At 62.3% G+C, this 23,146-nt stretch carries 22 protein-coding genes; 15 read left to right on the top strand and 7 right to left on the bottom strand.

Translation table 11 applies throughout. The features are described 5' to 3' along the window. Positions 1 to 46: 46 nt before the first annotated feature. From frc to JJB74_RS05065, 3 genes are all read right to left on the bottom strand, one after another. On the bottom strand, positions 47 to 1,315 hold the full coding sequence (gene frc / locus JJB74_RS05075; RefSeq protein ID WP_234483758.1) for a formyl-CoA transferase: 1,269 nt from the start codon (positions 1,313 to 1,315) through the stop codon (positions 47 to 49). Positions 1,316 to 1,361: 46 nt separating this feature from the next. Next, positions 1,362 to 3,155 carry an oxalyl-CoA decarboxylase gene (gene oxc / locus JJB74_RS05070; RefSeq protein WP_200590681.1) on the bottom strand — a complete coding sequence of 598 codons (1,794 nt, stop codon included), beginning with the start codon at positions 3,153 to 3,155 and terminating at the stop codon, positions 1,362 to 1,364. Positions 3,156 to 3,449: 294 nt separating this feature from the next. Further along, positions 3,450 to 4,418: a LysR family transcriptional regulator gene (locus JJB74_RS05065; RefSeq protein ID WP_200590680.1), complete on the bottom strand. Its 969-nt coding sequence runs from the start codon at positions 4,416 to 4,418 to the stop codon at positions 3,450 to 3,452. A gap of 180 nt (positions 4,419 to 4,598) precedes the next feature. Here JJB74_RS05065 and JJB74_RS05060 point away from each other — a divergent pair, with 180 nt between their 5' ends. The 5 genes from JJB74_RS05060 to JJB74_RS05040 all read left to right on the top strand — a co-directional run bounded on the left by JJB74_RS05060 (position 4,599) and on the right by JJB74_RS05040 (position 8,846). After that, complete coding sequence (locus tag JJB74_RS05060) at positions 4,599 to 4,934, top strand: HAD family hydrolase (protein ID WP_200590679.1); 336 nt, start codon at positions 4,599 to 4,601, stop codon at positions 4,932 to 4,934. Positions 4,935 to 5,091: 157 nt separating this feature from the next. Beyond that, complete coding sequence (locus JJB74_RS05055) at positions 5,092 to 5,382, top strand: hypothetical protein (protein WP_200590678.1); 291 nt, start codon at positions 5,092 to 5,094, stop codon at positions 5,380 to 5,382. Positions 5,383 to 5,527: 145 nt separating this feature from the next. Next, positions 5,528 to 6,841: an oxalate/formate MFS antiporter gene (gene oxlT, locus JJB74_RS05050; RefSeq protein ID WP_200590677.1), complete on the top strand. Its 1,314-nt coding sequence runs from the start codon at positions 5,528 to 5,530 to the stop codon at positions 6,839 to 6,841. Between the two features lie 207 nt (positions 6,842 to 7,048). Continuing rightward, the gene (locus tag JJB74_RS05045) at positions 7,049 to 7,816 is read left to right on the top strand and encodes a fumarylacetoacetate hydrolase family protein (RefSeq protein ID WP_200590676.1); all 768 of its coding nucleotides are present in this window, start codon (positions 7,049 to 7,051) and stop codon (positions 7,814 to 7,816) included. Between the two features lie 19 nt (positions 7,817 to 7,835). Then, a complete protein-coding gene (locus JJB74_RS05040) occupies positions 7,836 to 8,846 on the top strand; it encodes a 2-dehydropantoate 2-reductase (protein ID WP_200590675.1) in 1,011 nt (336 codons plus the stop codon). A gap of 114 nt (positions 8,847 to 8,960) precedes the next feature. On the opposite strand, the gene JJB74_RS05035 is transcribed toward JJB74_RS05040, so the two are convergent. Further along, positions 8,961 to 9,116, bottom strand: coding sequence for a hypothetical protein (locus tag JJB74_RS05035; RefSeq protein WP_200590674.1), 156 nt, complete (start codon positions 9,114 to 9,116; stop codon positions 8,961 to 8,963). 287 nt (positions 9,117 to 9,403) lie between these two features. On the opposite strand from JJB74_RS05035, the gene JJB74_RS05030 reads away from it, so the two are divergent. The 6 genes from JJB74_RS05030 (at position 9,404) to JJB74_RS05005 (ending at position 15,533) form a co-directional block, all read left to right on the top strand. Continuing rightward, positions 9,404 to 9,598, top strand: coding sequence for a hypothetical protein (locus JJB74_RS05030; RefSeq protein WP_200590673.1), 195 nt, complete (start codon positions 9,404 to 9,406; stop codon positions 9,596 to 9,598). Positions 9,599 to 9,603: 5 nt separating this feature from the next. After that, positions 9,604 to 9,918 carry a hypothetical protein gene (locus JJB74_RS05025; RefSeq protein ID WP_200590672.1) on the top strand — a complete coding sequence of 105 codons (315 nt, stop codon included), beginning with the start codon at positions 9,604 to 9,606 and terminating at the stop codon, positions 9,916 to 9,918. Between the two features lie 188 nt (positions 9,919 to 10,106). Beyond that, positions 10,107 to 11,228, top strand: coding sequence for a Re/Si-specific NAD(P)(+) transhydrogenase subunit alpha (locus JJB74_RS05020; RefSeq protein WP_200590671.1), 1,122 nt, complete (start codon positions 10,107 to 10,109; stop codon positions 11,226 to 11,228). A 12-nt stretch (positions 11,229 to 11,240) separates the two neighbouring features. Continuing rightward, positions 11,241 to 11,582 (top strand): NAD(P) transhydrogenase subunit alpha, encoded by a 342-nt coding sequence (locus JJB74_RS05015; protein WP_200590450.1) that lies wholly within the window; start codon positions 11,241 to 11,243, stop codon positions 11,580 to 11,582. After that, positions 11,582 to 13,036, top strand: a complete 1,455-nt coding sequence (locus tag JJB74_RS05010) for an NAD(P)(+) transhydrogenase (Re/Si-specific) subunit beta (protein ID WP_200590670.1) — start codon at positions 11,582 to 11,584, stop codon at positions 13,034 to 13,036. Before JJB74_RS05015 ends, JJB74_RS05010 begins: the two co-directional genes overlap by 1 nt. A gap of 181 nt (positions 13,037 to 13,217) precedes the next feature. Next, complete coding sequence (locus JJB74_RS05005) at positions 13,218 to 15,533, top strand: NADP-dependent malic enzyme (RefSeq protein WP_200590669.1); 2,316 nt, start codon at positions 13,218 to 13,220, stop codon at positions 15,531 to 15,533. Positions 15,534 to 15,630: 97 nt separating this feature from the next. Here the strand turns inward: JJB74_RS05005 and sugE are convergent, their stop codons facing one another. Next, complete coding sequence (gene sugE / locus JJB74_RS05000; protein WP_200590668.1) at positions 15,631 to 15,948, bottom strand: quaternary ammonium compound efflux SMR transporter SugE; 318 nt, start codon at positions 15,946 to 15,948, stop codon at positions 15,631 to 15,633. A 113-nt stretch (positions 15,949 to 16,061) separates the two neighbouring features. Continuing rightward, complete coding sequence (locus tag JJB74_RS04995) at positions 16,062 to 16,970, bottom strand: LysR family transcriptional regulator (protein ID WP_200590667.1); 909 nt, start codon at positions 16,968 to 16,970, stop codon at positions 16,062 to 16,064. 221 nt (positions 16,971 to 17,191) lie between these two features. On the opposite strand from JJB74_RS04995, the gene gcl reads away from it, so the two are divergent. From gcl to JJB74_RS04975, 4 genes are all read left to right on the top strand, one after another. Next, complete coding sequence (gcl, locus tag JJB74_RS04990; protein WP_200590666.1) at positions 17,192 to 18,967, top strand: glyoxylate carboligase; 1,776 nt, start codon at positions 17,192 to 17,194, stop codon at positions 18,965 to 18,967. A 26-nt stretch (positions 18,968 to 18,993) separates the two neighbouring features. Further along, complete coding sequence (gene hyi, locus JJB74_RS04985; protein WP_200590665.1) at positions 18,994 to 19,776, top strand: hydroxypyruvate isomerase; 783 nt, start codon at positions 18,994 to 18,996, stop codon at positions 19,774 to 19,776. A 37-nt stretch (positions 19,777 to 19,813) separates the two neighbouring features. Further along, a complete protein-coding gene (locus JJB74_RS04980) occupies positions 19,814 to 20,701 on the top strand; it encodes a 2-hydroxy-3-oxopropionate reductase (protein ID WP_325170086.1) in 888 nt (295 codons plus the stop codon). Between the two features lie 256 nt (positions 20,702 to 20,957). Further along, complete coding sequence (locus JJB74_RS04975; RefSeq protein ID WP_200590663.1) at positions 20,958 to 22,220, top strand: glycerate kinase type-2 family protein; 1,263 nt, start codon at positions 20,958 to 20,960, stop codon at positions 22,218 to 22,220. A 101-nt stretch (positions 22,221 to 22,321) separates the two neighbouring features. Here the strand turns inward: JJB74_RS04975 and JJB74_RS04970 are convergent, their stop codons facing one another. Beyond that, on the bottom strand, positions 22,322 to 23,029 hold the full coding sequence (locus JJB74_RS04970; RefSeq protein WP_325170085.1) for a YdcF family protein: 708 nt from the start codon (positions 23,027 to 23,029) through the stop codon (positions 22,322 to 22,324). Positions 23,030 to 23,146: the final 117 nt, after the last annotated feature.

The following is a 23,146-nucleotide window of genomic DNA, read 5'->3' as shown; positions in this document are numbered from 1 at the left end:
GCGGGCGGCGAATTCAGCTCATGCCGCCCTGATCCATCCAACCGTCTTAGACGGCCTTGCCTTCGTGCATTGCCTGGATTTGCTGCGCGGTGTAGCCCAGCTCTTCCAGCACTTCGTCGGTGTGCTGACCCAGCAGCGGCGACGCGGTGACTTCCGGCTTCAGTTCCGAGAACTTGATCGGGCTGCCGATCGTGTAGTAGGAACCGCGGACCGGATGCTGCACTTCCACGATCGAACCGGACTTGCGCAGGGACTCGTCGCGCAGCAGTTCCGCCATCGACAGCACCGGAGCGCAAGGAATGTCGAACTTGCGGAAGATGTTGACGGCTTCGTACTTGGTCTTGTCCTTGATGAAGTCTTCGATGGTGGCGAAGATTTCATTGATGTGCGGCTGGCGAGCTTGCGGTGTGGTGTAGGCCGGATCGGTTTTCCACTCGGGTTTGCCCAGCGCGTCGCAGATCGGTGCCCAGGCATGACCCTGGACGGTGAAGTAGATGTACGCGTTCGGATCGGTTTCCCAGCCCTTGCACTTCAGGATCCAGCCCGGCTGGCCGCCGCCGCCGGCGTTGCCGCCGCGCGGAACAACCTTGTCCTTGAAGGCATCCATTTCGTGCGGATACTGCGGATACTCTTCCAGGTAGCCAACGCGCTCGAGACGCTGCTGGTCGCGCATCTTCACACGGCACAGGTTCAGCACGGCGTCCTGCATCGAAACCGCAACCTTCTGGCCACGGCCGGTCTGCATGCGACCGATATAGGCGGTCAGGATGCCGATAGCCAGGTGCATACCGGTGTTGGAGTCGCCCAGCGCAGCTGCCGAGATGGTCGGCTCGCTGTTCTCGCCTTTCCACCAGCCGGTGGTCGAGGCAGCGCCGCCGGCGCACTGTGCCACGTTCTCGTAGACCTTCAGGTCTTCGTAGTGGTGGCCTTCCGAGAAGCCCTTGACGGACGCCAGGATCATCTTCGGGTTCAGTTCCTGGATGCGCTCCCAGGTGAAGCCCATGCGGTCCAGCGCGCCCGGGCCAAAGTTCTCGACCATCACGTCGGAAGCCTTGATCAGCTTCTCCAGCACTTCCTTGCCTTCCTGGGTCTTGGTGTCCAGGGTCAGCGAGCGCTTGTTGGAGTTCAGCATCGTGAAGTACAGCGCGTCCGCGTCAGGGATGTCGCGCAGCTGCGAACGGGTCACGTCGCCAGCGCCGGGACGCTCGACCTTGATCACGTCAGCGCCGAACCAGGCCAGCATCTGGGTACAGGCCGGGCCGGCTTGCACGTGGGTGAAGTCGATGATCTTCACGCCTTGCAGAGGTTTATTCATGGATATCTCCTTGTTTGTCTCAGTCGTATCGGATGATTTCAGCTGCTTACTTCTTGCTTGCTGCACTCTTCGGATTCAGGTGGGTAATGCGGCCGCTCTCGGTGCCGGCGTTCTCGTCGATGATGACGTTGATCAGCGTCGGCTTGCCCGAGGTAATGCCTTCAGCCAGGGCCTTGGACAGTTCTTCCGGGGTGTTTGCAGTCACGCCAACGCCGCCGAAAGCTTCCATCAGCATGTCGTAGCGCGAGCCCTTGACGAACACGGTCGGTGCCGGATCGGCGCCGCCGGTCGGGTTCACGTCGCAGCCCTTGTACACGCCGTTGTTGTTGAAGATCACAACGGTCACCGGCAGGTTGTAGCGGCAGATGGTCTCGACTTCCATGCCCGAGAAGCCGAAGGCCGAGTCGCCTTCCAGCGCCACGACAGGCTTGCCGCTTTCCACGGCAGCGGCAATCGCGTAGCCCATGCCGATGCCCATCACGCCCCAGGTGCCCGAGTCGAGGCGCTTGCGCGGCTCGTACATGTCGATCACGGAGCGGGCCAGGTCCAGCGTGTTCGCGCCTTCGTTGACCAGGTACACGTCCGGACGGGTCTTCAGCACATCGCGCATGGCGGACAGCGCGGTCATGAAGTTCATCGGCGACGATTTCGCGGTCAGGTTCTTCGCCATCTTCGCGACGTTGGCGTCGCGCTTCTCGGCGATGGAACCGGTCCATGCAGTGTCAGGCTTGTTGAAGCCGTTCTTCTCGATCTCTTTCAACAGCGCGGAGATGGTCGAACCGATGTCGCCGGCCAGCGGCGCGTCGATCGGCACGTTCGAATCCATTTCCTGCGCGGAGATGTCGATCTGCACGAACTTCTTCTGTGCCCAGTCCTTGTGGTCCTTGCCACCCCAGGTCGGGCCCTTGCCATGCGACAGCAGCCAGTTCAGGCGCGCGCCGATCAGCATCACGCAATCGGCTTCCTTCAGCGCGTAGGAACGCGCAGCGATCGCGGCTTGCGGATGGTTGTCAGGCAGCAGGCCCTTGGCCATGGACATGGCGAGGTAAGGGATGCCGGTCTTCTCGACGAAGGCGCGGATGTCGGCATCGGCTTGGGCGTAAGCGGCGCCCTTGCCCAGCATGATGACCGGGCGCTTGGCGTTCTTGAGCACGTCGAGTGCGCGGGCGATCGCGTCCGGAGCCGGGATCTGTGCAGGAGCCGGGTCGACGACCTTCACGATCGAACGCTGCGCGGCGGCCGCTTCCATGGTCTGACCCAGCAGCTTGGCCGGCACGTCGAGGTAGACGCCGCCCGGACGGCCCGAGACAGCCGCGCGGATTGCGCGCGCCATGGCGATGCCGATGTCTTCGATGTGGTTGATACGGTAAGCAGCCTTCACATAAGGCTTGGCGGCGTTGAGCTGGTCCAGCTCTTCGTAGTCGCCCTGCTGCAGGTCAACGATCTCGCGCTCGGAAGAGCCGGAGATCATGATCATCGGGAAGCAGTTGACGGTGGCGTTGGCCAGTGCGACCAGGCCGTTCAAAAAGCCAGGTGCGGACACGGTCATCGCGATGCCGGGCTTCTTGGTCAGGTAGCCGGCGATGGCGGCGGCGTTCACAGCGTTGGCTTCATGACGGAAGCCGATGAAGCGCAGACCTTCGGCTTGCGCCATGCGCGCCAGGTCGGTGATGGGAATGCCGACCAGACCATAGATGGTCTCAACGTCATTCGCCTTGAGCGCGTCGATAAGAACGTGGAAGCCGTCGGTCAGCTCCGCTTCTTGGGCCGCATCCTTGACGAGGAGCGACGGCTCCTGTTCCGTAAGGGCGGATTGATCTTTTGCCAGTACTGAGGACATGCTGTCTCCTGAAGATTCGTTCTGGAAGTCGTAACGGTTGGCCGGATCGGCCTAGTCTCTGTGCTGCGCGATGTTGGAACGGCACTGCAGCAAGGTGCGGCCATCATAGCGAGGCGGGTTTGTCTGTCTCATTGACCGGGGTCAAGATTCACAAAGTGAGAGCTTTCTCCCACGATGCGAAAAAAGCCTTGTTGAACAAGGGAATGAAACGGCGCGGCGTGCGCAGGCGGCGCGTTGACGGTGCAAGGCATAGAGTGGATCTCGACGCGCTAAGTTCAGCGATGCAGCCGCCGCTTAATTATCGCCAAGCCGTCGCCGCGCCAAGCGATGAAAGCGGCCGTCGGGCGCCACGCCGGTATATTTCTCGATCAGTCCCGCGCCTTCGGTCAACAGGAAGTTGCGAAAGGCCAGCGCCACCGGCGGCAGGCGCTTGTGCCTGCGATGCACGATGTACCAGTCCAGCATTACCGGGAAGTCTTCGACATCAAGTATGGCCAGCGTGCCGGCCTTGAGCTCCGAGCTGATCGTGTGCGCCGACAGGAAGCTGATGCCCATGCCCGCCATCACCGCCTGCTTGATGGTCTCGATGCTCTTGATCTCGAGCGTGATGTTGAGGTCGGGCAGATGCTCGCCGAAGCCATCTTCCATCGAATGCCAGGTGTCCGATCCCTTTTCGCGCACCACGAACGGTTGCTTGCGTATGACTTCCATCGGGATGTTCTTCTGCGCCACCAGCGGATGCTCGGGCGGCGCGACGATCACATACGGATGCGGCGCGAAGGATTCATTAAGCGTGTCGAGGTCCGTGGGCGGGCGCACCATGATCGCGAGATCGGCCTGGTTTTCCGCAAGCTTGGCCAGGAGTTCCTCGCGGTTATGGACCATGAAGTTCAGCGACACGCCGGCATGGCGCCGCATGAATTCGACCAACAGGCGCGGGAAGAAATAGTCGCCCGCGCTGATCACCGCGACATTGAGCTTGCCGCCGGTGATGCCCTTGTACTGCATCAGCGCGGCTTCGGCTTCCTGGAATTGCTGGATGATCGCGCGGCTGTAATGCAAGAGCTCCGCGCCTCCGGGCGTGAGATAGATCTTCTTGCCGAGCTGCTCGAACAAGGGAATGCCGACATGTCCCTCGAGCGCCTTGACCTGTGTGGACACCGCGGGCTGCGTCAGATGCAGCTCTTCCGCGGCACGGGAAAAGCTCAGGTTTCTGGCGACGGCTTCAAAGACTTTCAACTGCCGCATCGTGGCGTTTTTCATGCTGTGCTCCGGCAATGCATCATGGATTGGTTATGGTTCGGCTAAATAACTTTAACTATCCCTAAAGGATCGATCAACCTACGATGCATTCCACGGGCAGACGACAAGGCGGCAAACGAGGGAACAGCAGTGCTTCCCCCGCCGACGAGTCTGCGCCACCAACCATCCAAGGAGATAGCCATGTCCATCACTTCGCTTGACCATGATGTCGCCTTCGACAATGTCGACGCGCATCGCCATGCGTATAACGCCGCCTTCTACGAGCTGGGCCTCAAGTGGCACTGGGACAGCGAGTTCTATCGCTGCGTGTCCTGCAAGGACGGCGAGAAGCAACTGATCCGCTCCTACCTCGAAACGCATCAGCCGCATCTGCTCAAGGCTTATGACGCCGACTTCCTGGCCGATATGATCCAGCAGACCAAGACACGTTGTTTCGAGAACCTGGTCGCCAACGGCAGCCGCCACAGCGCCAGCATCAACTGGGCCGAGTTGCAGTCGCGTGAAGTCGGTATCTGAAAATGATTCGACGCTTGTCCGATGTCTGAGATCGGACGCGCAAGAATCGCGCGCCATGCTAATAAATTTTGGTTTTTGAAAACTTAACCGCGGTCAAGGAGTTAGAAAAATCGTTCTTCGAAAATCGGTTCAGGTTGCGGTTATTCTGAACACGGGTTTGAATGGCATTCCCGGCAACCCCAGTAATGGCAGACGAGGCCGCGCAAGACGGCTGGTAAAACAATTAGCCAAGGAGACGGCCAACGTGGTTCATCCGATCCAGGTTGCGATTCAACAGCATCCCGCTGACCGCATGTCGGCCGCTGATGCGCCTTACCCGGCGCTACGCGTGCAGACACGATGCACCAGCCATTCACCGATGGCGCGCATCCATGCCTCTCCCTCTTTTCCGTTACGCGGCACGCCCATGCATGCCGCAGTCAGGGCCGATTGCTTTCTGGTTGGCTGAAGACAGGTTTTTCGCGCTGGCAGGCAAGGGCGCAAACGGGCAGAGGGACAGGCATTCCGGTTGGCACAGCCGGATGGGAATGAACGGAAACGGCGGCATTTTCTTGGCACGACAGTGAACTTACCTATATCTATGGAGACAGGAAATGAGCAATGTGCAAGCCCTGACGCCTGACAGGCCAGCTTCTTACCGCTGGATGCAGCTGGTTCTCGGCATCGTCGCAATGGCGATGATCGCGAACCTGCAGTATGGCTGGACCCTTTTCGTTAACCCGATTTCGGACAAGTACGGATGGAGCCGCGCCTCGATTCAAGTGGCGTTCACCATTTTCGTTCTGACTGAAACCTGGCTCGTGCCGATCGAAGGCTATTTCGTCGATAAATTCGGCCCGCGCCCCGTCGTTCTCGTCGGCGGCATTCTCTGCGGCCTCGGCTGGCTGATGAATTCCTATGCCAGCACGCTGACGATGCTGTACTTCGCGGCGGCCGTCAGCGGCATAGGCGCCGGCGCCGTGTATGGCACCTGCGTCGGCAATGCGCTGAAGTGGTTCCCCGATCGACGCGGTCTGGCGGCGGGCCTGACGGCTGCCGGCTTTGGCGCCGGCTCGGCGGTGACCATCGTGCCGATCTCGAAGATGATCGCTTCCGCTGGTTACGAGGCTGCGTTCTTCTACTTCGGCATCGGCCAGGGCATCATCGTGTTCCTGATCGCATTGGCACTGTCCCGTCCTCCGGCGCAGAAGGCTGGCCAGGTTGCGAAGGTGCAGCAGAGCCGTCGTGAGTACAAGCCGAGCGAAGTGCTGAAGAAGCCGGTGTTCTGGGTGATGTACGCGATGTTCGTGATGGTTGCGGCCGGCGGTCTGATGGCCACCGCGCAGCTCGGCCCGATCGCCAAGGACTTCAAGATCGACGGTGTGCCGGTCAACATCATGGGCCTGGTGCTTCCGGCGCTGACCTTCGCTCTGGCGATCGACCGCGTGCTCAACGGCCTGACCCGCCCGTTCTTCGGCTGGGTGTCTGACCAGATCGGCCGTGAATCGACGATGCTCATCGCCTTCGCCGCAGAATCCGTCGGCATCCTGTGCCTGTACAAGTTCGGCCATAACCCGATCGCCTTCGTGATCCTGACCGGCCTGGTGTTCTTTGCCTGGGGCGAGATCTACAGCCTGTTCCCGTCCACCTGCGCCGACACCTTCGGTTCGAAGTACGCCGCAGCGAACGCCGGCATGCTGTACACCGCGAAAGGCACGGCTTCGCTCCTGGTGCCGCTGTCGAGCATCCTGACGACCGCGACCGGCAGCTGGGAAGCGGTGTTCATCCTGGCGTCGATCATGAATGCGATCGCCGCGCTGATGGCATGGTTCGTGCTGCGTCCGATGCGTCGCAACCAGATGAATGAAAGCGTCGCCACCGTGCAGCATCTGAATCCGGAAGACGCGAAGCTGGCTTCGAAGATGTAAGCAGTAAAGGAACAAGGCAGCAAGGCATGCTGCAAAGGGCCACAAGCCCTGCGCAGCATGCGACAGAAATGAACAGAGTGGATCCGTGCTGGCCGATGGTGCCGGTTGCGGCAGGCTGTCGACCAGCACGAATCCATTCCATAACCCTATGCGGCAACGCCCGGCCAAAAGGCCGAAGCCGAGTCGTACCGATATAAAGAGACGAAAATGATTGAACGCTGGCTTCGGTTCCAACACCAGGGCAAGACCCGCTTCGGCACCCTCGAAGGCGAGAAGATCCGCATCTTCGAAGGCGACATGTTCATCGATCCGCAACCGACCGACATGACCGCCATGCTTTCCGAAGTGAAGCTGCTCTCGCCCCACGTTCCGGGCAAGGTGCTCGCGCTGTGGAACAACTTCCATGCGCTGGCCAGAAAGCTCGAACTCGATCCGCCGGCCGAGCCGCTGTATCTGATGAAGCCGCAGAACGCGTATCACAACCCGAATGAAGTCATCCGTAAGCCCCTGTGCGACGGCAAGGTGGTGTACGAAGGCGAGCTGGCCATCGTCATCGGCAAGAAGACCACGAACGTCACTGAGGATCAGGCACTCGATCACGTCTTCGGCTATACCTGCGCCAACGATGTGACGGTCGCCGACATCATCAAGCGCGACCCGACCTTCCCGCAATGGGTGCGCGCCAAGGGCTTCGATACCTTCCTGCCTTTCGGCCCCGTGATCGCAACCGGACTCGATCCGGCCATGCTGGTGGTGCGCACCATCCTCAACGGCGAGGTGCGACAGGATTACCCGATCAATGACATGGTCTTCCCGGTGCAGCGGCTCGTGAGCCTGATCTCCCGGGACATGACCCTCTATCCGGGCGACATGATTCTATGCGGCACGTCGGTTGGCGTCGGCTCGATGAAGCCGGGCAGCACCGTTGAAGTGGAAATCGACGGTATCGGCACGCTCGTGAACGGTTTCGAGTAAATCAAAGGTAGGTACCATCATGAAAGTTGCAATCATAGGAGCAGGAGCGATCGGCGGTTACGTCGGCGTGAAGTTGGCCCTTGCCGGTGAAGATGTCACCTTCATCGTCCGCGGCCAGAACCTGATGGCGATCCGCAATGCCGGCATGAAGCTGATCATGCATGACGGCACCGAGCACGTGGCGTCCAACGTCAAGGCTACCGACAGCTACGATGATGCCGGCGTGCAGGACATCATCGTACTGGCGCTGAAGGCGCATCAGGTGGATTCGGTCGCCGACCAGATCGGCAAGCTGATCGGCCCCGAGACTGTCGTGGTCACGATGCAGAACGGCATCCCGTACTGGTATTTCCACAAGCACGGCGGCGAATTCGAAGGCCGCCAGGTGGAGTCGGTCGATCCGACCGGCCTGCTCGCGCAAAAGATTCCGCCGTCGCAAGTGCTTGGTTGCGTTGTGTATCCGGCTTCCGAGCTGATCGCGCCGGGCGTGGTGCGGCATATCGAAGGCGACCGTTTCCCGATCGGCGAACTCGACGGCAGCATCAGCGAGCGTGCCACCCGCGTCTCGGAATGCTTCACCAATGCCGGCTTCAAGGCGCCGGTGCTGGACAATATCCGCTGCGAGATCTGGCTCAAGCTGTGGGGCAACCTGACCTTCAACCCGATCAGCGCGCTCACGCATTCGACCCTGGTCGACATCTGCCAGTACCCGCTGTCGCGCGAGCTGGCGGCGAAGATGATGGCCGAAGCGCAGGAAGTCGCCACCAAGCTCGGCATTACCTTCCGCGTGTCGCTGGACAAGCGCATCGCGGGCGCGGAGAAGGTCGGCAAGCACAAGACCTCGATGCTGCAGGACGTGGAAGCCGGACGCGGACCCGAGATCGATGCGCTGGTGGGCTCGGTGGTTGAGCTTGGTCGCCTGACCAATACGCCGACGCCGCATATCGATGCGACCTATGCGCTGGTCAAGCTGCTGGAGAAGACCATGGCCGAGGAGCGCGGACAGATCCGGCTGCAGAAGGCCGCATAAGCGCAGCCCCATGAAAAAGGCCAGCGCGGCTTGGCGGCGCTGGCCTTTTTTTCGGCCCGAGAATGCTGCAGTGCGGTCGCAATCCGAATCGCGACCGCACTGCAGGCGGCGAACTTACATGCCCCAGAAGTAGGAACCGTCGGCCTGGCCGGCGCGGTCCTTCGCGGCAAGCTCTTCGCGCAGATCGGTCGCGAACAGCGCGGCGATGAGGGCGGTAAGGGAGAAGGCGGGTTTGCGGGTATAGCCGAGGGTCGAGGTGTTGCTGCTCATGGCGCGCTCCTGAAGTTGAATTTCTTGTTGGATGCAGAATAAGCGCGTTGCCATCAGCGATCCAATCGCGATTTCGGATACCTCATATCAAAGGCTTTGATACTGCGCCGCGCGATGGCGGTGCCGGCGCGGGGGATATGGCATGCGCATACGCGGCCTTGCTGCAGAGAGAGGAGGAATAGAAAAATCCGCCCCCGCGACTTCCGTGAAAATTGACCGTAGTCATGTGAAAGTGAAATGCCAAAAGGGATACTGAATCCATCATTCGTGAAGGAAGGAGACATCCCATGCATGCATTCATTCATGGCCGCACGGTTGAGACGGAAAGCCGGATCTACCGCTTCTCCAGCGAGTCGCGTGCCCAGGAATTCCTGCGGCGCGCCTATCGGGAAGGCGAGATCTCGGCAAGCGACAAGGTCGCGCCGTTGAGCAAGGAAGAGAAGCGACATCCGTCGGTTCACACTTTCCTGCCGACGCATTGAGCGTCTTGCATCGCGTCGCGTTGGGTTGGGTCCTCGCGCGACGCGATGTCTTCCGGAACGAACAGGGTAAGCCCGAAAACGGATGCACGGCAGCAGCGGTCGAGGCGACCCGCTCCGGCAGCATCCAGGGCCGCGATGGACATCGCGATGGCATTGAGGAGACAACATCGGCGCAGACGGCATCCGCTACGCTGCGCTGCCAGGAATACCGCGCCACGGGCGCACAACGGATGAGCAGGGAGCGCCGGATCGACGATTGCGATGCCGGGCTCGTGCACATCATCATGGTGCCGGCCAGCATCGGCACGTCGATCGCGTGAACCCGGCTCGACCACCGCATGGGACATCGCGACACGTAGCGCATCTCCGGCAGACGCCACGAGCTTTTGCGGACCCGAATGCGCTTGCGATGCCAGCCCCGCCGCTGCAGCTGCGATCGCATACGATCGCGCCCGCGCACGACAGATTTTTTTATTGAACTGCTGACCTTTTATTACAGGAAAAAATCATGAGGATAGGCATACCGGCCGAAACCAGGCTGGGAGAGACACGGGTAGCCGCAACACCCGAAACGGTCAAGAAGCTAGTGTCGGCCAAGCACGAGGTCATCGTGCAATCCGGCGCCGGCGTGGCGTCTTCGATCACCGACGAGGCTTATGCCGCCGTCGGCGCCCGCATAGTCAGCGCCGCTGAAGCATTGGGCGCAGAGCTCGTGCTCAAGGTGCGCGCACCCAACCCCGAAGAGCTGCCGCAGATGCAACGCGGCGCCGTGCTGGTCGGCATGCTCAATCCCTTCGATGCCGAAAACATCGCCACCATGGCCTCCGCCGGCATCACCGCCTTCGCCCTCGAAGCCGCCCCGCGCATCACCCGTGCGCAAAGCCTGGACGTGCTCTCCTCGCAAGCCAACATCGCCGGCTACAAGGCCGTCCTCCTCGCGGCCAACACGTATGGCCGCTTCATGCCCATGCTCATGACCGCCGCCGGCACCGTCAAGGCAGCACGCGTGCTGATCATGGGCGTCGGCGTGGCCGGCCTGCAGGCCATCGCCACCGCCAAGCGCCTGGGCGCGGTCATCGAAGCCTCCGACGTGCGTCCGCCGGTCAAGGAACAGGTCGAGTCGCTCGGCGCCAAGTTCATCGACGTGCCGTATGAAACCGATGAGGAACGCGAAATCGCCCAGGGCACCGGCGGCTATGCCCGGCCGATGCCGGCCGCATGGATGGCGCGCCAGGCAGCGCTGGTGCACGAGCGCGCCAAGCAGGCCGACATCGTCATCACCACGGCATTGATCCCGGGCCGCAAGGCGCCCGTGCTGATCAATGAAGAGACCGTCAAGGCCATGAAGCCCGGCTCGGTCATCGTCGACATGGCGGTCGAGCAGGGCGGCAACTGCCCGCTGTCCGAGCTCGGCAAGACCGTCACCAAGTACGGCGTGCACCTCATCGGCCTGCCGAACCTGGCCACGCTGGTGCCGGCCGACGCCTCGGCCCTGTATGCACGCAACGTGCTGGACTTCCTGAAGCTCGTCATCGACAAGGAAGCCCAGCTCGTCATCGACCGCAACGACGAAATCATCGCCGCGACCCTGATGTGCCAGGGCGGCGAGATCGTGCGCAAGAACGGATAAAGGAGACGCATCATGGAAGTCAGTCATACCATCATCAACCTCATCATCTTCGTGCTGGCCATCTACGTCGGCTACCACGTGGTCTGGACCGTCACCCCGGCGCTGCATACGCCGCTGATGGCCGTCACCAATGCGATCTCCGCCATCATCATCGTCGGCGCCATGCTGGCCGCCGGTCTGACCGAAGGCACGCTGGGCCGTGTCATGGGCGTCTTGGCCGTGGCGCTGGCTGCGGTCAATGTCTTCGGCGGCTTCCTGGTCACGCAGCGCATGCTCGAGATGTTCCGCAAGAAAGAGCCGAAGGTAGCCAAGCCGGCGGAAGCCGGCAAGCTGGCAGGCGAAGGAGCGAAATAATGAATCTGGCATTCGTATCGATGAACCTGGTGACGATGCTGTACCTGATCGCATCGGTGTGCTTCATCCAGGCGCTGAAGGGCCTGTCGCATCCATCGACGGCGCGGCGCGGCAATACCTTCGGCATGAGCGGCATGACCATTGCCGTGCTGACCACGATCCTCTTGATCGTCAAGCTGCAGGCCGAGATGAACAGCAGCGGCATGGGCCTGGGCCTGGTGGTGCTGGGCGTGGTGGTAGGCGGCGCGATCGGCGCGACGCTGGCCAAGCGCGTGGAAATGACGAAGATGCCGGAACTGGTGGCGGCGATGCACTCGCTCATCGGTCTGGCGGCGGTATGCATCGCGGTGGCCGCGGTGTCCGAGCCGTGGGCCTTCAGCATTGCCGCGCATGGCACGCCGATTCCGACCGGCAACCGCATCGAGCTGTTCATCGGCACCTTCGTGGGCGCGATCACCTTCTCCGGTTCCGTGATTGCCTTCGGCAAGCTGGCCGGCAAGTACAAGTTCCGCCTGTTCCAGGGCGCGCCGGTGGTGTTCAAGGGCCAGCACTTCGTGAACCTGGCGCTGGCGGTATTGATGATCGGCTTTGGCATCATCTTCGTGCTCACGCAAGCCTGGCTGCCGTTCGTGCTGATGACGGTGATCGCGTTCGTGCTGGGCGTGCTGATCATCATCCCGATCGGCGGCGCGGACATGCCGGTGGTGGTGTCGATGCTGAACTCGTATTCCGGCTGGGCGGCGGCGGGCATTGGCTTCTCGCTGAACAACTCGATGCTGATCATTGCCGGCTCGCTGGTGGGATCCAGCGGCGCGATCCTGTCGTACATCATGTGCAAGGCGATGAACCGCTCGTTCTTCAACGTGATTCTGGGCGGCTTCGGTGGCGACGCGGCAGCGGGTGCGGCAGCGGGCGGCGCGCAGGCGCAGCGCAATGTGAAGTCGGGCTCGGCTGATGACGCGGCCTTCCTGATGACGAATGCGGAGACGGTGATCATCGTGCCGGGCTACGGTCTGGCGGTGGCGCGGGCGCAGCATGCGCTGAAGGAGCTGACCGAGAAGCTGACCCATGCGGGCGTGACGGTGAAGTATGCGATCCACCCGGTGGCGGGCCGCATGCCGGGGCACATGAACGTGCTGCTGGCCGAAGCCGAAGTGCCGTATGACCAGGTGTTCGAGATGGAAGACATCAACAGCGAGTTCGGCCAGGCCGACGTGGTGCTGGTCTTGGGCGCGAACGATGTGGTGAACCCGGCGGCGAAGGATCCGAAGTCGCCGATCGCGGGCATGCCGATCCTGGAAGCGTACAAGGCCAAGACGGTGATCGTGAACAAGCGCTCGATGGCATCGGGCTACGCGGGCCTGGACAACGAGCTGTTCTACATGGACAAGACCATGATGGTCTTCGGTGATGCGAAGAAGGTCATCGAGGATATGGTCAAGGCCGTGGAGTAAGTTTCGCGCAAGCTTAGGTACAATTCGAGTCCCTTGTAGGGTGGGCGCAGCCCACGCAGTCCGGTAGCTCAACGGAATGCGTGGGCTGCGCCCACCCTACAATGCCTTTGCGCCACCCCAATCCGCTCAACAGACGCAAGCGCAAGATGCATGCATTGCGCCAGCAACACAGGAGTCAACCATGGCTGTACCCAGCAACGAGGAAATGGAAGCCGAGCGCCGCAAGCTGCGCGAAGATGCACTGCGTTTCCATGAGTTCCCCACCCCCGGCAAGATCAGCGTCACCCCGACCAAGCAGGTCACCAACCAGCGCGACCTGTCGCTGGCCTACTCTCCCGGCGTGGCCTCGGCCTGCGAGGAAATCGTCGCCGATCCCGCCAACGCTTTCCGCTACACCGCCCGCGGCAACCTCGTGGCCGTCATCTCCAACGGCACCGCCGTGCTCGGCCTGGGCAACATCGGCCCGCTCGCTTCCAAGCCGGTCATGGAAGGCAAGGGCGTGCTGTTCAAGAAGTTCGCCGGCATCGACGTCTTCGACATCGAAGTCAACGAAACCGACCCCGACAAGCTGTGCGACATCATCGCCGCGCTCGAACCGACCTTCGGCGGCGTGAACCTCGAAGACATCAAGGCGCCGGAATGCTTCACCATCGAACGCAAGCTGCGCGAGCGCATGAAGATCCCGGTCTTCCATGACGATCAGCATGGCACCGCCATCATCGTCGCCGCTGCGCTGCTCAACGGCCTGAAGGTCGTCGGCAAGGATCTGCGTGAATGCAAGATGGTCGTCTCCGGCGCCGGCGCAGCCGCGCTGGCCTGCCTGGAGCTGATGCTGGATCTGGGCTTCCCGAAAGAAAACATCTGGGTTACCGACCTGGCCGGCGTGGTCTACACGGGCCGCAAGGAATTGATGGACCCGGACAAGGAACGCTTCGCGCAGGACACGCCGGCACGCACGCTGGCTGAAGTCATCGGCGGCGCCGACATCTTCCTCGGCCTGTCCGCCGGCGGCGTATTGAAGCAGGACATGCTCAGGCAAATGGCCCCACGCCCGCTGATCCTGGCGCTGGCCAACCCGACGCCCGAGATCCTGCCGGAAGAGGCGCGCGCCGTGCGCGACGACGTCGTGATCGCCACCGGCCGTTCGGACTATCCGAACCAGGTCAACAATGTGCTGTGCTTTCCGTACATCTTCCGCGGCGCGCTGGATTGCGGCGCGACCACGATCACGCGCGAGATGGAAATCGCTGCGGTGCATGCGATCGCCGGCCTGGCGCAGGAAGAGCAATCCGACATCGTGGCCACGACCTATGGCATCACCAACCTGTCCTTCGGCCCGGAATATCTGATTCCGAAGCCCTTTGATCCGCGCCTCATGGAGCGCATCGCGGTGGCGGTAGCCAAGGCTGCCGAAGCCGGTGGCGTGGCGTCGCGGCCGATCACGGACTGGCAGGCGTATGTCGATCGGCTGCAGCAATTCGTGTACCGCAGCGGCACCTTCATGAGGCCGGTGTTCGCGGTGGCGAAGAAGGCGCCGATGGACAAGAAGCGCATCGTGTATGCCGAGGGCGAGGAAGAGCGTGTCTTGCGCGCGGTGCAGGTAGTGGTGGACGAAGGCTTGGCGCGGCCGATCCTGGTGGGTCGTCCGGCGATTTTGGCGCAGCGCATCGAGCGTTTCGGCCTGCGCCTGAAGCCGGGCACGGACTTCGAAGTCATCAATCCGGAATACGACGCGCGTTATCGCGACTACTGGCAGACCTACTTCGGCATGACGGCGAGGAAAGGCATCAGCGAGCAGTACGCGAAGCTGGAGATGCGTCGCCGGCACACGCTGATTGGCTCGATGATGGTGCACAAGGGCGATGCCGACGGCATGATCTGCGGCACCTATGGCACGACCGATGTGCACCTGAAGTATGTGGACCAGGTGCTGGGCCGTCGTGAAGGCGTGAACGTCTATGCCACGATGACGGGCCTGATCCTGCAGGACCGCAACGTGGTGCTGGTCGACACGCATGTGAACGAGAATCCGAGCGCGGCGCAACTGGCCGAGATCACGATGCTGGCCGCGGAAGAGATGCGTCGCTTCGGGCTCGAGCCGCATGTAGCGCTGCTGTCGCATTCGAACTTCGGCACGTCCAACAACGAGTCGGCGCGGAAGATGCGCGACACGCTGGCGCTCCTGCGCGAGATGGCGCCGGACCTGGAAGTCGATGGCGAGATGCATGGCGACCTGGCGCTGAACTGCGCGCAGCTCAAGCGGGCCATGCCGAATGCTGCGCTGAAGACCGATGCGAATCTGCTGGTGTTCCCGAACATCGAGTCGGCCAATATCTCGTACAACCTGCTGAAGACGGCGGTTGGCGGCGGTATCGCGATCGGCCCGGTGCTGCTGGGTTGCGCGAAGGCGGTGCATATCCTGACGCCGTCGGCCACGGTGCGCCGCATCGTCAACATGACGTCGCTGTGCGTGGTGGACGCGGTGTATCAGCGTTGAGCGTGTAATTCGTAATGCATAGGGTGGGCGCAGCCCACGCGGTCTGCGGTTGAGTAACCGGGGCGCGTGGGCTGCGCCCACCCTACGATTCTGCTTGTCAATCTCCCGCCAGCTTCAATCCCGCAATCCCCGCGATGATGAAGCCCACGCTCACCAGCTTGCCGGCGTTCGCCGCCTCGCCGAACAGCACGATGCCAAGCACAACGGTGCCCACCGCGCCAATGCCCACCCAGATCGCATAGGACGTCCCCACCGGCAGCGAGCGCATCGCCACGCCGAGCAGCGCGACGCTGACCAGCATCGCGGCCACGGTGCCGACACTGGGCCAGAAACGGGTGAATCCTTCGGTGTATTTCAGGCCGATGGCCCAGCCGACCTCGCACAGGCCGGCAATGACGAGCACTATCCAGTTCATGATGGAAAAAGAAAAAGCGCGATGCGCGCACCATATTGGAGCGCGTTCTGCGCTGTGCCGCGTTGACCGCAACGAAGCCCCGACGCCGCCGTGGCCACCAAACGGAAAAACGCTCAGCTTCTGAGCCAGTATCCCGGCTCGGCAAAGGTCTGCTTGAGCATGTCAATGAAGAGACGCACGCGCGCCGGCAAATGCCTTTGCCGCGGGTACACCGCCATGATGTCGTAATCGGGCAGCGCGAATTCATCCAGCACCGTCACCAGCTTGCCTTCGGCAAGCTGCGACTGGATTTCCCAGGTCGAGCGCCAGGCCAGGCCCAGGCCTTCGCTGGCCCAGCTGTGCAGCAGTTCGCCGTCGTTGCAATCGAGATTGCCATGCACCCGCACCGCGACCTGCTTGCCCTCCTTCTGGAAGTACCAGCCGCGCTGCTGGCCGCCCTGCAGATTGAAGGCCAGGCAGTTGTGCTTGGCCAGATCATCAAGCGTGGTCGGCGTGCCATGCCGCTCGAGATACTCGGGCGTGGCGCAAACCACGCGGCGGTTGCTGGCGAGCTTGATCGCGACAAAATTCGGATCGATGCTGCCGCCGATGCGAATGCCGATGTCATAGCCTTCGCGCACCAGGTCCACCACCTGGTCGGTGAGATTGAATGAAATTCTGACTTCCGGATTGGCCTTGACGAAGCCGGGCGCATGCGGCGCAACATGCTTGCGGCCGAAGGCGGCCGGGGCCGAGACCACGAGGTGGCCGGTGGCGCGATACCTGCCTTCGGAAATCATTTGCTCGGCGCGTGCAAGGTCGCCGACGAGCCGCACGCATTGATCGAGATAGGCAGTGCCTTCCTCGGTCAGCGTCAGATGCCGCGTGGTCCGGTGCATCAGCTTCACGCCGAGCCGCTTTTCCAGCGCATCGATGCGCCGGCCCAGCATCGCCGGGGTGATGTCCATCGCCAGCGCCGCGCGCGCCAGCGAGCCCTTCTCGGCGACATCGATGAAGGTTTCAATTTGTTTGAGCTTGTCCATGAACGGGTGGTCTCCTCGCGAGCCTGTGCGCCGTGTCGGCGCCGCTGTGCATTCGTTGTTGACATTCTGCATGTTCGAAAGCGCAGGCGGTGCGGATTTTTCCATACCGTGAGTATCGAGTAAAGCGATGTTTTGTCGTCTTATCGCGGCCCGCCTTTGCCGATACCATGCACCTCATTCCATACCCACCATCTCGTATCACTCAAATCGGAGACAGCATCATGGCTAAGATGACCGCGGCGCAAGCTGCAGCGTATGTACTGGAGAAAGAAGGCATCACCCAGGCTTTCGGCGTGCCCGGCGCGGCGATCAACCCGTTCTATGCTGCAATGAAGAAGCAGGGTTCCATCAAGCATCACCTGGCGCGACACGTCGAAGGCGCTTCGCACATGGCCGAGGGCTACACCCGCGCCAACGCCGGCAATATCGGTGTGTGTATCGGCACTTCCGGCCCGGCCGGCACCGACATGATCACCGGTCTGTATTCCGCGCAAGCCGATTCGATACCTATTCTCTGCATTACCGGCCAGGCGCCGCGCGCCCGCCTGCACAAGGAAGATTTCCAGGCTGTTGATATCGAATCGATCGCCAAGCCGGTCACCAAGTGGGCCGTCACCGTGCGTGAACCGGCGCTGGTGCCGCGCGTTTTTCAGCAGGCTTTCCACATCATGCGTTCCGGCCGTCCGGGCCCTGTCCTGATCGATCTGCCGTTCGACGTGCAGGTCGCCGAGATCGAATTCGATCCGGACACCTATGAGCCGCTCGAAGCCTACAAGCCGAAGGCGACCCGCAAGCAGATCGAGAAAGCGCTGACCATGCTCAACGAAGCCGAGCGTCCGCTGATCACCGCCGGCGGCGGCATCATCAATGCGAATGCGCAGGACCTGCTGGTCGAGTTCGCCGAACTCACGGGGGTGCCGGTGATCCCGACGCTGATGGCCTGGGGCACGATTCCTGATGACCACCGCCTGATGGCCGGCATGGTGGGTCTGCAGACCAGCCATCGCTACGGCAATGCGACGATGCTCGAGTCCGACTTCGTGCTGGGCATCGGCAACCGCTGGGCCAACCGCCATACCGGTTCGGTCGAAGTCTTCACCAAGGGCCGCAAATTCGTGCACGTCGACATCGAGCCGACCCAGATCGGCCGCGTATTCGGCCCGGATTTCGGCATCGTGTCCGACGCCGGCGCCGCGCTGAAGCTGTTCATCGAAGTGGCGAAGGAATGGAAGGCCGCCGGCAAGCTCAAGGACCGCAACGCCTGGGTCGAGCAATGCCAGCAGCGCAAACGCACGATGCAGCGCAAGACCCACTTCGAACAGGCGCCCATCAAACCGCAGCGCGTGTATGAAGAGATGAACCGCGTTTTTGATCGCGACACCTGCTACGTCAGCACCATCGGCCTGTCGCAGATCGCCGCCGCGCAATTCCTGCACGTCTACAAGGCGCGCAACTGGATCAACTGCGGCCAGGCCGGTCCGCTGGGCTGGACCATTCCTGCAGCGCTGGGCGTGTGCGCCGCCGATCCGGCGCGCAAGGTCGTGGCGATCTCGGGCGACTATGACTTCCAGTTCATGATTGAGGAGCTCGCAGTCGGCGCGCAATTCAAGTTGCCATACATCCATGTGGTGGTGAACAATTCGTACCTCGGACTGATCCGCCAGGCGCAGCGCAATTTCGACATGGACTACTGCGTGCAGCTGTCCTTTGAAAACATCAATGCGCCGGAACTCAACGGCTATGGCGTGGACCATGTGGCCGTGGTCGAAGGCCTGGGCTGCAAGGCGCTGCGCGTGACCCAGCCGGACGACATCGCGCCGGCTTTCGTCAGGGCCAAGGAGCTGATGGATCAGTACAAGGTGCCGGTGGTGGTGGAGATCATCCTGGAGCGTGTGACCAACATCGCGATGGGAACCGAGATCAACAACGTCAATGAGTTCGAAGAGCTCGCCACCGAGCGTGCGCATGCGCCGACTTCCGCGGTGCTGCTGGACTGAGCAACAAGAGAAACCTAGAGACAACCATGACGAAACTTGCAGCAAACCTGACCATGCTCTTCACCGAGCATGGTTTTATGGACCGCTTCGAAGCCGCCGCCAAGGCCGGCTTCAAGGGCGTGGAGTTCCTGTTCCCATATGCCTTCGAAGCGCAGCAGATCGCAGAAAAGCTCGAGCAGTATGGATTGCAGCTGGTGCTGCACAACCTGCCCGCGGGCAATTGGGAAGCCGGCGAGCGCGGCATTGCCTGCCATCCGGACCGCATCAATGAATTCCGCGAAGGCGTGGACCGCGCGATCGCGTATGCGACCGCATTGAAGGTCAAGCAGGTCAACTGCCTGGTCGGCATCGCGCCGACCGGCGTGGCGCGCGACACCGCGCAACTCACCCTGGTGGAAAACCTGCGCTTTGCGGCGGACAAGCTCAAGGCCGTGGGCATCCGCCTGCTGATCGAGCCGATCAATACCTTCGACATCCCGGGCTTCTTCGTCTCGCGCACCGCGCAGGGCGCGGACATCATCCGCCAGACCGGCTCGGACAATGTCTTCCTGCAATACGACATCTATCACATGCAGCGCATGGAAGGCGAACTGCTCAACACCATCAAGGCGAACCTGCCGCTGATTGCGCATGTGCAGCTGGCCGACAACCCGGGCCGCTTCGAGCCGGGCACCGGCGAGATCAATTACCGCAATGTGCTGTCGCAGCTCGATGCGATGGGCTATGACGGCTGGGTCGGCTGCGAATACAAGCCGAAGACCAATACCGTCGACGGCCTGGGCTGGATCGCGGCGCACGGGCTGGCTTGAGCCGGCGCATCAACGAACATCATTGAAGGAGAGTTACGTGGCAAATATCGGTTTCATCGGACTGGGCATCATGGGCGCGCCCATGGCATTGAATCTGCAGAACGGCGGACACAAGCTGTACCTGCATGACCGCAGGAATCCGCCGGGCGACCTGATCGAGGGCGGCGCCACCGTCTGCACCTCGGGCGCGGAAGTGGCCAAGCGCGCCGATATCATCATCGTGATGGTGCCGGACACGCCGCATGTGGAGGCGGTGCTGTTCGACAAGGGCGGCGTCGCTGAAGGCCTGTCGCCGGGCAAGATCGTCGTCGACATGAGCTCGATCTCGCCGATCGAGACCAAGCGCTTCGCCGACAAGATCAAGTCGCAGGGCGCGGAATACCTCGATGCGCCGGTATCCGGCGGTGAAGTCGGCGCGAAGGCCGCTTCGCTCACCATCATGGTCGGCGGCTCGCAGGAAGCCTTTGACAAGGTGCTGCCGCTGTTCCAGTTGATGGGCAAGAACATCACCCTGGTCGGCGGCAATGGCGACGGCCAGACCACCAAGGTCGCGAACCAGATCATCGTCGCGCTCAACATCCAGGCCGTGGCCGAAGCGCTGCTGTTTGCATCGAAAGCCGGCGCCGATCCGGCCAAGGTACGCCAGGCGCTGATGGGCGGCTTCGCTTCCTCGCGCATCCTGGAAGTGCACGGCGAGCGCATGGTCAAGCGCACCTTCAACCCGGGCTTCCGCATCGAGCTGCACCAGAAGGATTTGAACCTGGCGCTGCAGGGCGCCAAGACGCTGGGTGTGTCGCTGCCCAACACCGCGGCCGCGCAGGAGTTGATGAATTCCTGCGCCGCGCACGGCATGAGCGGGCTGGACCATTCGGCGCTGTGCCGCGCGATCGAGATGATGTCGAACCACGAGATCGCCAAGGGTTAGAGCGTATTCGGCCTGCCTAGCCTCACGATGCCGGCCGGATTGCCGCCGGCACTGCGTTGCGCCTCCTCGCCGTACTTCCGGTACGGCTCGTCGCCGCGCCTTGTTCCGACGGCAATCCGCCTCGGCCTCGTTGAGTCCAGTCAGGCCGAACACGCTCTAGAGCCCTCGTGTAGACTCGACATCCCGCAGCAAGACGCCGGGCCGCGCAGTGGATCTGCCGGCCCGGCATCGTTTCCGACATTCCATAGGTAATCCCATGAGCCTCGATCCCCGCCGTTTCCTCCTTGACCTGTATCAGGCCGCGCTTGGCGCCGTCAGCGCGGAAAAATGCCTGCCCGCCTTCCTGCCCGCGCCGCCAAAGGGCCGCACGCTGGTGATCGGCGCCGGCAAGGGCGCGGCGGCCATGGCCAAGGCGGTGGAGGATCACTGGCCCGGCGAATTGTCGGGTCTGGTGGTGACGCGTTATCACCATGGCGCGGATTGCAAGCGCATCGAGGTCGTCGAAGCTTCACACCCGGTGCCCGACGCCGCCGGCCAGCGCGCTGCACAGCGCATGCTGGACATGGTGCAGGGCATGACTGAAGACGACCTGGTGCTGTGCCTGATTTCCGGAGGCGGCTCGGCGCTTCTGGCTGCGCCTGCCGAAGGCGTGAGCCTTTCCGAGAAGCAGGCGATCAACAAGGCGCTGCTGAAAAGCGGCGCCAACATCGGCGAAATGAATTGCGTGCGCAAGCACCTGTCGGCGATCAAGGGCGGCCGCCTGGCGCTGGCCTGCGCGCCGGCGCGCGTGGTGACGCTGCTGATCTCGGACGTGCCGGGCGACGATCCAGGCGTGATCGCCAGCGGCCCGACGCTGCCGGATCCGACGACCTGCGCCGATGCGCTGGCAGTGCTGAAGAAATACGCGATTGAGGTGCCGCCGCATGTGCGCGCCTTGCTCGAGTCCGGCGCGGTAGAGACGCCCAAGCCCGGCGACGAGCGTTTCGCGCGCAACAGCCACCATGTGATGGCGACCGCGCAGATGGCACTGGAAGCCGCCGCTGAAGCAGCCAGAAAGGCCGGCATCACACCCTACATCCTGTCCGATGATATGGAAGGCGAAGCCCGCGACATCGGCATGGCGCATGCGGCGCTGGCGCGCCAGGTCGCGCGACGCGGCCAGCCTTTCGCCAAGCCCTGCGTGATTCTGTCCGGCGGCGAGACCACGGTGACCGTGCGCGGCAATGGCCGGGGAGGGCGCAATGCCGAGTTCCTGCTGAGTCTGGCGATTGCCCTGAACGGCGAGCCCGGCGTGCATGCGATCGCCTGCGACACCGATGGCATCGATGGCTCCGAAGACAATGCCGGCGCCTTGCTTGCGCCGGATTCGGTCGAACGCGCCGCCCAACAGGGCATGCGGGCGAAGTCCATGCTGGAAAACAATGACGGCTATGGCTTCTTCTCGGCGCTCGGCGACCTGGTGGTGAGCGGGCCGACGCGCACCAATGTCAATGACTTCCGGGCGGTGCTGGTGCTCTGAGTCATCTTCCCGCCAACGGCAAAGCCCACGCACTGGCGACAGGCGTGGGCTTTGTCTTGTCCCGCGTCGCCAGATTGCCGGGGACTCCAGTAACAAGGTGGCTACGGCGAATGCAGCCAGTATGCCGGCAGCGCCACCAGTTCCCGTGCAATCGAGTAGACATCTCGTGCCTCGGCATAGCGCGCATGCGCGCTGTGAACCCCGGTAATACCTTCACGCCGCAGCGCGTACCGGCTGCGGCTGATATGGAAGTATTGGGTAATGACGAGCGCGCTCCTATAGCCATGGCTGCGCATGATTGCTGCTGCATTACGCGCGGTGTCCGCTGCGGTATCGCCATGTTCATCGAGGATGAGCGAGGCGCGCGGCACCTTGCCGTGCATAGAAAGATAGTCAGCCATCCGCGCGGCTTCACTGAAGCCTTCCGTTCCGAAGCCTCCGCTGACGATGATGTGCCGGAACATGCCTCGCTGATACAGCTCAGCCGCGCGATCAAGCCGCGCGCGCAGGCGCGCCGAGGATTGGCCATCCGGCAGGACCTTCGAGCCGAGAACGATGCCGATATCACTGACCCCGATGTCATCGCGCATACCGTCGGCAAGAATTGCCGCAACGCTGCCGAGCAGCAGTACGCAGGAAAGAATGGTTGTCAGCGAGATGATTCTGGTGGCTGCATACATGGCAGATATGGGAGGTCGCATAGCGTCGAAGCCTTTGGAGATGGCTTGCTCCTGATGAATCGAATGAGTGGGATGGGCGCCGATCCCAGCAGATAACAGCGGCCGGCGCGTGAGTGCCAGCGCATCCACGGCTGTTCCATAAGAACCGGCGTACCGGCTACGCGATGCAGCGCTTCGGCGGCTAGGCGGCATCTTTGTCCTGCATGCATGGAACCATTGATTCGATTATCGATACAAAGCGCGGTT

Source organism: Noviherbaspirillum pedocola (assembly GCF_016632335.1).
In the GTDB taxonomy this organism is placed as follows: domain Bacteria; phylum Pseudomonadota; class Gammaproteobacteria; order Burkholderiales; family Burkholderiaceae_D; genus Noviherbaspirillum_A; species Noviherbaspirillum_A pedocola.
The sequence above is the reverse complement of the archived record's forward strand: the minus strand, read 5'-3'. Positions and strand labels throughout refer to the sequence as shown.

Coding starts and splice junctions, on each gene's coding strand:
- gcl (WP_200590666.1), top strand. CDS start 17,192: ATGGCTAAGATGACCGCGGCGCAAGCTGCAGCGTATGTACTGGAGAAA.
- oxc (WP_200590681.1), bottom strand. CDS start 3,155: ATGTCCTCAGTACTGGCAAAAGATCAATCCGCCCTTACGGAACAGGAG.
- JJB74_RS05040 (WP_200590675.1), top strand. CDS start 7,836: ATGAAAGTTGCAATCATAGGAGCAGGAGCGATCGGCGGTTACGTCGGC.
- JJB74_RS05015 (WP_200590450.1), top strand. CDS start 11,241: ATGGAAGTCAGTCATACCATCATCAACCTCATCATCTTCGTGCTGGCC.
- JJB74_RS05010 (WP_200590670.1), top strand. CDS start 11,582: ATGAATCTGGCATTCGTATCGATGAACCTGGTGACGATGCTGTACCTG.
- hyi (WP_200590665.1), top strand. CDS start 18,994: ATGACGAAACTTGCAGCAAACCTGACCATGCTCTTCACCGAGCATGGT.
- JJB74_RS04975 (WP_200590663.1), top strand. CDS start 20,958: ATGAGCCTCGATCCCCGCCGTTTCCTCCTTGACCTGTATCAGGCCGCG.
- JJB74_RS05045 (WP_200590676.1), top strand. CDS start 7,049: ATGATTGAACGCTGGCTTCGGTTCCAACACCAGGGCAAGACCCGCTTC.
- JJB74_RS05060 (WP_200590679.1), top strand. CDS start 4,599: ATGTCCATCACTTCGCTTGACCATGATGTCGCCTTCGACAATGTCGAC.
- JJB74_RS05005 (WP_200590669.1), top strand. CDS start 13,218: ATGGCTGTACCCAGCAACGAGGAAATGGAAGCCGAGCGCCGCAAGCTG.
- JJB74_RS04995 (WP_200590667.1), bottom strand. CDS start 16,970: ATGGACAAGCTCAAACAAATTGAAACCTTCATCGATGTCGCCGAGAAG.
- JJB74_RS05030 (WP_200590673.1), top strand. CDS start 9,404: ATGCATGCATTCATTCATGGCCGCACGGTTGAGACGGAAAGCCGGATC.
- JJB74_RS05020 (WP_200590671.1), top strand. CDS start 10,107: ATGAGGATAGGCATACCGGCCGAAACCAGGCTGGGAGAGACACGGGTA.
- frc (WP_234483758.1), bottom strand. CDS start 1,315: ATGAATAAACCTCTGCAAGGCGTGAAGATCATCGACTTCACCCACGTG.
- sugE (WP_200590668.1), bottom strand. CDS start 15,948: ATGAACTGGATAGTGCTCGTCATTGCCGGCCTGTGCGAGGTCGGCTGG.
- JJB74_RS05065 (WP_200590680.1), bottom strand. CDS start 4,418: ATGAAAAACGCCACGATGCGGCAGTTGAAAGTCTTTGAAGCCGTCGCC.
- oxlT (WP_200590677.1), top strand. CDS start 5,528: ATGAGCAATGTGCAAGCCCTGACGCCTGACAGGCCAGCTTCTTACCGC.
- JJB74_RS05035 (WP_200590674.1), bottom strand. CDS start 9,116: ATGAGCAGCAACACCTCGACCCTCGGCTATACCCGCAAACCCGCCTTC.